Here is a 12975-nt window from a genome sequence, read left to right as displayed (position 1 = left end):
TCACTACTTTGTTCGGAAGAGTAGTCATTGGAGGTATTGACCTGCTGCGGCAATTCACATTTTTATTGGAGTATGTTACACACATGGAACGAGAAATGTTGCGTTATCACGATTTGAATCTCACAGAAGGGTCTAAGTCGTGTGGTTATGTAACATAGTACACTGTTCGCCCATTCAAGATGACTAACAACATCGATAGACTAGCCGACGATCGGACTCGGAACCTTCAATCACCAGGTGAAGAGTTTCACGACGACTTTCTCATGAAGCGCCCGAAAACCGAATGGGCGCCTTATATAGACGAAACGGCCAAGGATATCAGCGCGAACATCAGTATCAGCAATATCAGCCTGGCGAAGGACAATTTCGGGCGAGAAGTGGGATCCTATTACCGGCGAGGACTCGAGCAGTCAACTGGCGAATACACGGATTTACCCGATATCCTCGGCGAGCACATCAGCGATGAGCAGCTCGGAATGTTTGCATACCAGTTGAACGAACTCGGTTACGAGGTTACCAAGGATGCAGGCCTGGAAAACGTCCAGCAAGCGATCGTAGCAGTCATCGAGAAACTCCTGACGAAAGAAGTCGGAGAGAGTGTGCGGTCAATCCTCCCCGAGGATAACGGAACCGTCTCCGATATCACGATGCGGATGTTCGCAAACGAAACGATCGCAGCGAACATCGACCAGTTACTCGAGGATATCGAACAGAACGCTGGTAAAGGGCTCCTCACTCTGATGGACGAGCCCCAGATGATGACGACGCTCTGGGAGCATCAACAGGATGCACTTCAGGCCTGGCAGCAGAACGATTTCCGAGGGTATGTCGATATGGCCACTGCAACGGGGAAGACGGTCCTCGGGCTGGGTGCGATCGCTCTCAAATATGGCGACCTTCATCCGTCTGATCGAGGCCTCATCGAAGCAAACCTTGAGCCGAACAGCGGCAGAGAAGACGTACTTATCGTAGCGCACAACGACCTCATCCTGGAACAGTGGCGGAGAGAGTTCGATCGCCACCTGAATATCCCCGAAGAGCGGACCAGCGGAAGTGACGATATTAAACTCTCCTGGGGCCGAATTCACTTCCGGACACCACAATCTCTGGTGAACGAAGAGTGGTTAGATTACGATCTTGTCCTCCTCGATGAAGCTCACCACTACGCGACGGGAAGTGAATGGGGGACGCTACTCGAAGCGTTTGATTGCGACGTCCTCGCAATGTCTGGGTCGGTCGATGACGCCGGAAGCGAGAGTTCGAAAATTCAGGATCGCCTCTCAAATGGAATCGGTCCGCAGCTGAAGCGATATACTATCACTGAGGCCAGAGAGCACGGGGTTATCCCATCGTTTGACTGGGAAGTTCGATACGCGCCGTTCGATGGAGATAGTTCGGATTTAGAGAAGGCCTCCAAACGGGCAGAGGAATCCTTCGAAGATATCCGGAGGCGGTTAGAGAGAGGGGGATTGGATATCGAAACAGACCGCCGGCTGGAGACCTACCAGGATTTCAGGACATTCTCACATACTACCAAAGGGAACGAGCTCAAGCAACGAGACGAGCCGTTCCGGAACCTGACCACGCGGTTGTTCTCTCGGCGCACGAAGTACTGGAACCTCTCCCCGTCGCTTGATGCGATCGTAGACATCGTTCTCGATCACATAAAGACTGAGAAGGTCGTCGTCCTGGCAGATAGCAATGCACAAGTCAAAGAGTTAGAGACTCGACTCACGGAGAAACTCGGGAATACTGAGCACATATACGTAGTCTCACGCAAGCAGGAGAGTACAGAACAGCGGGATATAGTTGACCAATTCGATGAGCCGGGAGAATCGGCAGTGCTTCTGGGTACCGGCGATCTTCTCGGAGAAGGAGTCGATATGCAAAACGCAGAAGTCGCGATCAATATGGCGACCGGGAGTGTCAACCCGGAACTCGTCCAACGAATCGGACGGATTCTCCGAAGCTCTGATGACCCAAAACACGCGATGTTCTACAACGTGGTAGGAATACCGAAAACGCCAGATGCAGCGGTATTCCGAGAAGACGGAAAGAAGCTGATAGAGAACGCAGCTTCGTTCTGCGAACTCGGCTCGCGATTCGAAAAGTTACCCGGCTTCTCGATAGCAGACTCCGTTGACCAGAAGTTGTTCGATGAGCTGTTACACACGGGTACGGACTTTATCGAACAACTTGACGAGGCCGGTCAATACGAGTGGACAATAAACGATAACGAGAGCGATCACTTGCGGGCACTGTACGATGAAATCTCAGATAATCGTGGCTCGGACAAAATATTAGGTTCGTGGGAAGAGTATGCCTGGGAGCATTCGAAGAGCGAGAACAGCTTAGATAGTCCAACGAGCGCCAATTCAGGGACAGACGCTGATACTGAGAAACTCACTGAGATTAGCGGTGTCAATTCGTCACGAGCAATTGCGCTTCGAGAAGCAGGCTATGAGACTATCGAAGACATACGCTTCGCAACTCAATCAGAGCTATCGTCGATCGATGACATTGGCCCATCTTTCGCAGCACGCATCAAGGCCGATGTCGGTGACAGTGATCCGGAAGAGAGTGAGAACAAAACTACGTCAAACAGCAGTCGCAGTTCGGTCGATCAAGAATCAAAGAGCTCGTCACGAAAAGATAGTGTCGATGCTACAGCCGAAACCGATGATGACACTGTCTCAGAGCGCTCGCGGACTCGAAGTACGAGGGAAACGTATCCGACCTTAGCAAGACTCTACGGAGAAGAAGTACACGACTCGGAGAAGGATTTCCGATCGTACCTCCGGAATAGGGAATCGGATGAGGTGTTGCGACGATTGGTTCGGGAGATTTTCGACTTGCTCGGCTACGAAAATCTCCAAACTGACTCGGGAACCAGCTATTTCGATATGCTGGCAACAAAATCCGGCCTGGTTCATCCAGTCAAAGTTTTCTACCAGAACGAAATTGATGACGTAGATCTCGAACTACTCAGCTCTTCGCAAGAAAAAGATCAGGTCGCTAAATGTATCGTCGTCACCGTGCAGTCTCAACCAGCGGATCAGACGACTCTCTCTGAGGACAGTGAGAGGCTCAAAGTGATAAACGAGTCTGAGTTACAGAAATTAGCCAGAGGCGCGATTTCACGGATCAATGAACAAGCTGAGTCGAGTTCAGAATGACCGCCGAAGCGAAGATACACCCTATTATCCGGTGACAAACATTCTGATGCGTCCCAAGACGGAGCTGAAGTTGACTCTTCGAATGGATTATCGTACCGACTCCCCGGTGTTTTCATCGGTTTGTCGGGTGAAGGGGCGACTATCTTGAGATTGAGAAAGAACGACCATATCATAGAACTGGTCTGTGACCCCATTCCGTTAGACGACGATAATGAGAGCAAGATTGATAGGGCTGACCAGAGCAAGATAATCCATCGCCTGGGCCCCCACGGTGCTATAAATGAAATTCTTTGATCGGAACACTAACCCCGAGAGGATAGACGATTCAGTCGAGCCGGTAGTCAAGGGATTGTTGGAAAACAAGCAGCTATTCAATGAGGACGCAGACGATCGCCCGTACGTCACGGAAGCGATCAAATATACGGCGGACAAGCAAGATCGCCGGAAAACAACACCTTACGACGGTGACAACCAATTTGTCTCGAATATTATCGACATCTTCGGCTTCGATCCGCTTGATTTCCAGGTCGAGTGTTGGAAAACCGTAGATCAGCTCGATCAGAAACGGCGACAGACAGGGAACCAGCAAGCGGGTGTATTCTCCGCTCCCACCGGTTTCGGTAAGACAGAAGCATTTCTCGGGCCGCTATACCAACTACTCAGAAGCGACAGACAAGACTCGACGATAATTGTCTATCCGCGGCGAGCGTTGCTCCAGAACCAGCTACAGCGTGTCCTCCAGCACCTCGACACGATGCGGGGAGAGGGACCGTCCAATCTCTCTGTAGGTGTCTACATCGGAGGAATGCCCTACGAGATTGGGGACGTAGAGGACAATTCGACCTGCTTCGACCGGTCAGGCGGCACTGCAAGATTCAAACTCGCAAACTGCTGGTGCAGCGACGACGAGGACATCCATTCGTTCGAGTTCTATGGGACGTCGCGAGAATATACGCTCAAATGCGAAAATAACCCGGACCACAGCTTCACTGACCGAGAGCTGGTTCTACCGCGAAAAGAGATTACCCGGGACACGCCGGACATCATCTTGACTACGCTTGAGTCACTCGAGCTGTTTGCTCTCAAGCCCAACTACAATATAATCGACGAGGTTGACTCGATCGTGCTCGACGAAGTTCACCTGTATACGGGCCTTCGTGGAGCACACACGGCGAAGATTATCGAGAATATCAACGAAATCACTGAGCAGCCACTGCTGTGGCTGGGCGCGAGTGCGACGATCGATAATCCGTCTCGCTTTGCGAAGAAACTCTTCGATCTCCCGGCAAATAGCATCGAGGCAATCGAGCCGCCGGAATCGGACTACAAAGAAGAGCACGGTGATCAGGAGCACTATTATTTCATGATTTCGCCCGACGACGGCCCTGGAGCATCACCGATGATGATTCAGCAGACGATGATGCTTGGGCATTCTCTTCTCCAACAGCGCGACGGGAAACGAGGAAAGATACTCTCGTTTATCGACAGTATCAGCCAGATAAACCAGAAGCTCGCACAGCTCGAGGATGCTGATCATAGCGACAAGCGGAAGCTGTGGGAATATCACAGATCCGGCGAAGGCTACGAAAACTGGGAAGTAGTCGCCGATGAGATGGGCTATGAATTCCTCGAAAACGACCTTCGATTCGAGCCAGTGTATTCTGATGCCGGCTTCGATGCCGAAGCTGCTGGGCAAAGCGACATCCTTCTTTCGACGTCTTTCCTCGAAGTAGGGATCGACGTCGGTGATATCAACATCGTGTCACAATACCGGACCCCACAGGATCTCTCGTCATTTATTCAGCGGACGGGGCGAGCCGCTCGAGAAGAAGATATGGATTCTCATATCTTCGTCTATCTCTCTAATTTCACTGGCGACGCCAATATGTTCTACCGTGCGGAGCGGTTCCTCGGTTCCGAACTCCGTACACCACTGAAAACAGACAACAAAGTAGTAGAGTGGATCCACGAGCAGCTCGGGGAGTTCTATCAGATCACCAGCGGAATTGCAGAGCGCCGAATGCGATCGCCCCGAGAAGAGGAACTCGCCTTCTTTGAAGAATTCGTACGCGACGCAATGGAGTGCGAGGAGTTCTATCGCTTCCTTACTGAACCGGGTGAGTTCCTCTCTACTGAACTCGGTATTGGGGGCCACCTCGATCAGCCGCTCCTCTCGGAAGAACCGGTGCGAGTTGTCGAGTCAGCGCTTGACGCCAAGGATCGATCGCTCTCGGAGGATTTCGAGGAGATCGAGGAATACGTAGATATCCAAGGTGACGAAGTAATTCGTGGAGAGAACGCGTTCGACGAGTATCTGTCTCATATCCAAGAGCGCGTACTCGAACAAATCCAGACGTACCTCGAGAAATTGGAGGAGTATGAGACAGTCTTAGAAGAGCATGGCCAGCTCGATGACCATTCACAACGCGAAATTGTTCGAGAAGAGCTGGATGCAGCGCGTGAGCAGGTTACCGACTATCGAAGCCTCTCCGCAGAAGAGCGAGTCGAGCGGTACAACAAGATACTTGCCGACATCACGCAGCAGGCAGCATACTTGATGGGTATGCGAGCATCTGCCGACCGCCATGCCGAAGATGGCGTATCGGAGGTCGGACTGGGGAAGATTGACGATTTACAGGAAGCGGTCACTATGCTTGCCGGCTTGGCCGGGGACGAGCGTCTCGAACAGTTGAGCCAGGAACGACGACAGGTGTACTACCTCAAGCAGACAGTAGAGCAACTCAAGGACTACCGGGATCTCGATTCTGACGAGAAATACCGCAACAACAAGCCGTTCCTCAGTGTCTGGTACGTCAAGAACCTACTTCGGGCGGCATACTACTTCGAGCGCTTCCTCAACGTAGAGGGCCGATCACTTGGAGAGGTCTGGTACGTTCCGCCCAACTACTTCGAGAGTAGCGGTCAGTACCTGACCGTCTTCAGGGGCGAGAGTGACCTCGATGGAAGCGAAGAATCGATCGATTCCATCGTCCACTCCTATGCACCCTATCGGAGCGAGTATCAGCAGAAAACGGGCAAGAGCCAGCTATTCATGCCCGATACGGAGGTCGTAGAGAGCAGTACCGAGGACTCTGATTCCACGGTACAATTCGACTTCAGCAGTGTGCCCACCGACGACCAGCCAAACATGGCTGTGCCAGAGTCGATCACACTGGACGAGGTCACAGATCTCTCTGATACGGCAAGCAATATCGTTCGCTACTGCCCGGAATGCTTGCAGATCATCTCAAATATCGATTCGTGCCTCGAACACAACGACCGGGCTTACGGGAAAATCCATTCAGACCCGCAGGTGAAGACAGTTCTACGCGATCGAGAAGTCGAATCCCAGAGAGGGGCACTTTCCCTCTGTAACGTGACTGGAGATGTCTTACTAGAGGGAGTCACGCTGAATATCACTCCTGCCACCTACAAGGGTCCTGGAATTGGCTACGTGTGGGCTGACGAGGATCGGATCGAACGCGAGATTGAGAGCCCGTCACGTCCGCTCGGCTTCACGCTCGACACCCGAGGTGTCTCGCTGGATGTCGGGTCGTTCCTTCGAACGCTTGACGAAGATGTGAGGAACGAAATCTCGAAATACAAGGATCTGGATGAGGTGGAATTCGAATATCTCGGGTACCACACCGCAGCCCACCTACTGATGCAGCTCGTCTCGGATGTGAGCGGCGTGAATCAGACGATGCTCTTCTACGGCATCGACACGGTACGAGAGGAAGTGTTCGTCTTCGAGCGAACGGAAGGCGGGCAGGGTATTGTCGATCTCTTCTACGAAGAGCTGCAAGCTGACCCCGGCAACGTCCTCGAAGCACTGAATCGGACGGTATTCAACCCACAGGTGATCAACGAGCGCCTGTGGGCAGACAGCGACGTACTGGCTGATCTCCCGCCAAAGCGAGCGCCAGACGAATCCGAAGCTCGTACGATCGTTTCCGAGCACGTAGATATTCCGTATAGTGATGTCCAAGATCGGATTACACAGGAATTCCTGTCAACCGCTGATCGGGCCGATCAACTTGGACAGACACTCGGAAGTGACTCGCTCCTGGTCCCCTATCGAGTGAAACACGAAATCGCATCGGCCCAGATGGAAGGTGAAGAGGAGCTCCCGAGAGACAGGTTAGAAGAGCTCGACATCGACCTCGATACGCATGCTGAATCGATCAAGTCGCTGTTCTTCTCACCAGACATCGACGGATGCGTCGAAAACCTCCATCTCTCGGAGTGTATCTCTGGGCACGCCCAGGAAGACTCACTCAGCTACGTCCTTCTGGAAAGGCTGTACGACCACCTGATCGAACAATCGCCAGTAGCGGAAGCGAAAGAACAAATATTCAACCGCGAGCAATTACCAGCAGCAGAACTCAATGACACAAACATTTTCCTTACCTTCTGAAGCACTCGACTACTACATCGGGTACACGCTCTTTCACAGTAATCGGGTGGCACTCGTCTCACCCTGGATCAGTGATATCGAAGTGGTACTCCCGGTGAACAACCGCTTCGACGAACGGAAGATGTACCTCTCGAAGGCGATAGAAGCCTTGGAGGGAGACACAGAGGTTCTGGTACTGATCCGATCGGACCAAGAGCACAATAACTACATCAAATCTCATCTCTCAGAGAGCGTAGACGTCCGGTCTGTTCCTGACTTACACGCCAAAGCGGTCGTGAGCGAAGATTCGGTGTATATCGGCTCGGCAAACATCACACGCGGTGGCTTGTTCGTGAACAGGGAACTCTGCCAAATCGTCGAGAACGAGTACGACGACGTCGATCAGTACATAGAGGTTGAACTCGATTATCAGTGATTGGGTTATTGAACCCTTCAGTTGCATAGATTTGAGTGGATGTGATCGATAGAGGACTTATACTGCATACCTATCAAATAATTAATATTTTTATATATGTGTGCGTATACTTCTTGTTCCCAAATCCTGGAGAGTTAACACTTTGGAGCCATTTGAGGAAGATTACACGGAATATATCGTATTTGGATGATTCACATAACTTGCTCAGTTCGTTTCCGAAGATCGTCAACTACCATTTCCTCTAGCGTTTCCGGATGATCAAGCACCTCTTTAAATTCATCTTGATACTCCGGATCATCGATATCATAGGTCAGAGACATCAATATAAGTGAAACAATCTCGGCTTTGCGGCTCGCCATACGATCAAGATTCCACCAACCGTTGAATTCATCTTCAATATCATCCAGAGTAGGATCAGTGTCATCGTATCCCGATGGAATATCGAGGTCAAGCAGATTATCAATAGTAGGCTGAGTGAGTTCGGGATTCTCTGTCGAGAAGAACTCGTTGACGGCGTTTTCGATATCTTCAGGATGCTTCTCGTGATACGCACGGAGTTTCATCGCGAATCGGCTATTCTGGATAGACCGATTAACACCCCCTTCTAGGATAATCATATTTCCGAGATCTCTGACGAAGTCAGATTCAATGTGTGAGGTGATCCGTTGAATCCGGTCATAGATTTCATCATCTTCAGAAATACTTGCTGCATCGCAATCTTGAAGAGTGTCTATTTGATCGATGATTGTCGAATCGGTTCCCAAGATTTCACTCCCATCGACAGCGAAAAAGTCTGACAACCATGCGTAAGGGTTGGTCGAATCGCTTCTGAGGAATCCACTAGGGAAAACATGTTCAATGTCTACAGAGACATCCTCATCAATATCCCGACGCGTCATACCGTCTTCCCCACTGAAATGCTCGTCCACGAGTTTCAAGAACAGTTGCTTTGTGCGTTTATTCCCCCCACCCTCTCGACCGAACAATCGTATCGACGAGAGTCTCACCAGTGAGTTTCCTATTCTCTTCGACATTTCGTAGGACTAGCTTGCTAACACTTTCAGCGGTATACGGTTCGTCAATATCATCACGTTCTTTTGCTTCCCTGAATTCCGCTGCTGATTCCATAAATGTTGACTCAATAACAGTTGTTCGAACTTCGCTCAATGAGACACGGAAGATTAACGATTCAACCGTCTCGAGCACGTTCTGTAGGAATTCACCCTTCCCCGGTATCGACGAAACATCATCATATAAATACAGAACAAACGGAATCCATTGAGTAGTATTCAGATTGGTGAGGCGTCGAAGTATTTCTTCACTCCTCTTACGGATATCATCATCGAGTGAGTGTGCCCCACCTGTCAGGGAGAGGTCCTCGATCTCTACAAAACGCTTAGAATATCGGTCAAGTTCCTGTAAGAACTCATGTCCCCCACTATCCGAGGTGAGTTGTGGTGTAAATTCATGTCCACCGACATCAGTGAGCCGAAAGAGGTCCAGAAGATTGTCACGGGCATGTTTCGCTCCGTCCGGATTACGTGTCGCTTGTACATATGTAACTAAGAATTCTTCCACCCTCTCAGATTTGTCGGCAAACCGTTCGACGATTTCACTCCATGTTTCAAGTTCGTCTTCCACAGAGTAGGAGCCTGACTGTTGGAATAGACTCACAATTCTTGCTTTGATTTTATCCTTCGTAGTGAGTGGCTTTCCAGCGTCGTTAAGCTCTTGAAAGACGTTGACTCTCAATTCCTTGTTCTCCCCCGTGAACAGGATTTCAGAGATACGGAAAGATCTGAAAACAAACAAGGTGAGGTTGATGAGTGCGTGAGCTACGTGCTCACTCGTAGGGAATCGATCATCGTTATCAAGGAAGTCATCTAAGGACTCTTCATAATACTGGAAGGCGTCTACGAGGAGTTGATGTGACTCAGCGAAATATATGTAGGAGTTAGTGAGATCGTCATCGTCGCTGATTTTGTCGAAGTCCTCAACGACGCTGTCGGGGATCTCTAGAGTATCAATCACCTCCTCAAGCGTCGAGGCATACTTTCTCCGCCCGTCATAGCCCGTCAGTTTATATACCTTTTCCAGACGTTCTTTATGAATTCCGTTAGAAGAGCCCGACTCAGGATCTCCGAACAGGGGATCAAAGAAATCCCGGTCATGACTACTCACCTGAAGGAACGGTACTTTTTTCATTCCACGTTGACGAAGCAGGAGGTTCTCAATCCATGCCTCTTTGATGTGTGTTGAAAGTTCCTCAATATCCCCCGAAAGATCTGGAATCACTTCTTCGAGCTTGCGTCGAACACATTCGAGAACAATGGCGATGGTGGTTAACCGCTGCTGACCGTCAATAACTTCGTAACGTTTCCGTTCCTGTAGTTCACCAACATATATCGTACCGAAGAAGTTCTCTGGCGGGTTCGGACCAGGAGTATATTCTAGTTGTGTAATCTGAAGGAGTTTGTACCATAGCCGTTGATGGTCATCGCCATCCCATGAATAGTGTCGTTGGTAATCCGGGATTTTGAACCGAGCTTCCTCAAGCTCTCCAAACAGATCAACGTCTCTTGTCTCTAAATCATCCTCAAGAGCATCTAGTAGGTGCTTACGACTGACAAATTTCAGAGATGGGTAACCATCTCGGTAGTCATCTTCTGTATAATCCAGCGTCCCCATGCCCCCTGGCTCACCAGGGTACATGAATATTTCCTCTCCACAAAGCGGGACATTACTAGAGTTATCCATAAGACATCTTTCGTAGTGGTGTGGTGAAATAGCTTAGTCTAATATATTCAACACATACTATATTTGCTGGTGGTAATTAATTTCTTATTCAGAAAATCACATCGTGAGAATTCGATAATGCCGTCGATTGATTTATTTATTATCAAACCTCTCGCACCCCATACAAAGCAAACGAAATACTGTTGCTACAATGGATTCTGCAATCATACTGATATAATCTCAATATATTTAAATAATGGGGGCCTCATCCCAGTCTTTAATTCTGATCTGCTGGTTTCGATTCGGATGCCGAAGGTCCGCTGATAATATCAGGAGAAACAATGTGGAGAACTGCATCAGGAATGAATTCCTCACGGATGACCCCGTTTATCGCGTCCGAAAGTTCGAGCAGATCGCCTTTATCTAGCGTCGCAAAATACCCAGACCCGCCCTCATTTGTCCAATCAGCTGCTTCCGCAACGATGACTGAATCGTTCTCGTTCTCGATGACTTTCTGAAGATCGAAGCTGAGCATGAAAGGGGGTGCAGCATAGAACACTTCATCAATCAGGGAGTCAGTAACCTTCTCAGCACGCTTGGAGAATTTCTTTCCGAATCGTCGCAATCGTCGAGCGACCTCCCGACGATCCTCACTTGCGAGCTCAAACTGGATGCCCTGTATGTGCGAATGATCGTTGCCCTGGAGCGTGGTACTCGGAGAAAATTCCTCGATATCGCCTTTCTCTTCCAGAATAAAACCGAGCAGATCCATGTAGACGTCTTCCCGTCGATCAGTTACGGATTCGAACTCTTCCTTCACAGTCTCGCTCACGACGATATCACAAGAGTGGTTTTCGAGCAATTCGGTTGTATGGTCGCGCTCCCACTCCTGGTTGACGTAATTGATGAAAATCCCCGTATCGCAGAAGACAGCGGTGATTGCTGAAGTAGTATCTTCCGCTCGACCCTGGGACATTGGTTACGAGAAGTCTAACGTGTAGGCGCTATATAAGTCTGAAATAGATTCATTGAGAGAGTCGCGATTGTAGTCGGGATAGTCTTCGTACTCGGGGACGAGTCCGACATCATCTAATCTCGCGAGTACCTCCTCCGACTTCTGCATAAACCCCGATTCGAATTCGGCGAGTGTCGCTTCACGTGCCTCGCGGATCCTCTCTGCGGAAGGGCCCGTAGCCGTTTCTCGGGAAATACGAAGCGCGGGATACTTCCAGACCCATTCGTAGAAGAATGACTGTAACTCTTCAATCGCTTCGATATGTTCTGAACGGAGTTCGTCCGGATCCATCCTGGCCAACATCATTAGACTGTCTTCGATGATGTCTGTTCCCTGGACGACCGCGTTCAGCGTGTCTCGGAGCTCCTCACGCTCGTATAATCCGAAATGCAGATCCGAGAGGTGTAAACCAACTTCGTCGCTGTACTTGTCGATCTTGGCCCCGTCACCGCCCTGTTTGACGACGTCGCGAACAGAATCTCTGACCCCTCGAAGAGAACTGCGCACATGGAGACAGCTCTCGTACAGCTCCTGATATTTCGCTGGGGCGTGGTAGTGGTAGAAATGTTGTAAAAAGCGATCAGTAGACGTAAGAGGATAGTTCGAGAGTGTTTCTTTGAAAAACGCAACGAGGTCGGATACCGAGACCTCGACCTCCTCAGGAAGGTCAATATCGTCGCTGTCGAATGTCATCGTGAGATCTGGCTCTTCGATCGACGGCCCCGGGTCAGGTTGACTAACGGAATCTGCCGTTTCGGTGGCTGTGCTCTCTTCCGGAAAGAACGAATCTGCCTCTCTCTCGATATCGAACTCACGAGCGACCTCTTCATCTGGTTCCGCCGGTGGCTCTGCCTCTACAGAAGACGCTGTCGAATCCTCTTCGGAGGATGAGTCATCGGTAACGGACGGCTCTGTGGGAGTCGCGGGGCTGTCTGGAGTTTCCAGATTCGACGGCGAAACAGCGCTACTCTCGACGAGAGAGCCGGCTAAATACCAGCTGTAGGTGACGTCGAGATCGAACTCGTCTATTGCCAAGTACAGCAGTTTCTGCGTTTGAGTTTTATTGAGATCGTCTGGAGTGAGTTCGGGATCCTCAGCGATCGCGATAGACAGACACGCCGCTATTGCTTGAATAACGTCTTCTTCCTCACTTGTGAGCGATACCATCGGAACCGTGACGCGACCACGTCGCGTCGTCTTATTGTAAGTGGTGGCT

At 50.2% G+C, this 12975-nt stretch carries 7 protein-coding genes; 3 read left to right on the top strand and 4 right to left on the bottom strand.

The window, feature by feature from the left end; genetic code table 11:
- Positions 1 to 179 precede the first annotated feature (179 nt).
- The 3 genes from HSEST_RS00905 (at position 180) to HSEST_RS00895 (ending at position 8008) form a co-directional block, all read left to right on the top strand.
- Positions 180 to 3176 (top strand): DEAD/DEAH box helicase family protein, encoded by a 2997-nt coding sequence (locus tag HSEST_RS00905; RefSeq protein WP_229121691.1) that lies wholly within the window; start codon positions 180 to 182, stop codon positions 3174 to 3176.
- A gap of 280 nt (positions 3177 to 3456) precedes the next feature.
- Complete coding sequence (locus HSEST_RS00900; RefSeq protein ID WP_229121690.1) at positions 3457 to 7593, top strand: DEAD/DEAH box helicase; 4137 nt, start codon at positions 3457 to 3459, stop codon at positions 7591 to 7593.
- Positions 7565 to 8008, top strand: coding sequence for a phospholipase D-like domain-containing protein (locus HSEST_RS00895; protein ID WP_229121689.1), 444 nt, complete (start codon positions 7565 to 7567; stop codon positions 8006 to 8008). The genes HSEST_RS00900 and HSEST_RS00895 overlap by 29 nt, the downstream gene beginning before the upstream one ends.
- Before the next feature lie 191 nt (positions 8009 to 8199).
- On the opposite strand, the gene HSEST_RS00890 is transcribed toward HSEST_RS00895, so the two are convergent.
- The 4 genes from HSEST_RS00890 to HSEST_RS00875 all read right to left on the bottom strand — a co-directional run bounded on the left by HSEST_RS00890 (position 8200) and on the right by HSEST_RS00875 (position 12926).
- The gene (locus HSEST_RS00890) at positions 8200 to 8907 is read right to left on the bottom strand and encodes a GmrSD restriction endonuclease domain-containing protein (RefSeq protein ID WP_229121688.1); all 708 of its coding nucleotides are present in this window, start codon (positions 8905 to 8907) and stop codon (positions 8200 to 8202) included.
- Between the two features lie 58 nt (positions 8908 to 8965).
- Positions 8966 to 10765: a DUF262 domain-containing protein gene (locus tag HSEST_RS00885; protein WP_229121687.1), complete on the bottom strand. Its 1800-nt coding sequence runs from the start codon at positions 10763 to 10765 to the stop codon at positions 8966 to 8968.
- A 256-nt stretch (positions 10766 to 11021) separates the two neighbouring features.
- Positions 11022 to 11720 (bottom strand): hypothetical protein, encoded by a 699-nt coding sequence (locus tag HSEST_RS00880; protein ID WP_229121686.1) that lies wholly within the window; start codon positions 11718 to 11720, stop codon positions 11022 to 11024.
- A gap of 3 nt (positions 11721 to 11723) precedes the next feature.
- Positions 11724 to 12926 carry a hypothetical protein gene (locus tag HSEST_RS00875; RefSeq protein WP_229121685.1) on the bottom strand — a complete coding sequence of 401 codons (1203 nt, stop codon included), beginning with the start codon at positions 12924 to 12926 and terminating at the stop codon, positions 11724 to 11726.
- Between the last annotated feature and the right edge of the window lie 49 nt (positions 12927 to 12975).

Source organism: Halapricum desulfuricans, from assembly GCF_017094465.1.
Taxonomy (GTDB): domain Archaea; phylum Halobacteriota; class Halobacteria; order Halobacteriales; family Haloarculaceae; genus Halapricum.
This window is presented reverse-complemented; position numbering and strand designations above follow the sequence as displayed.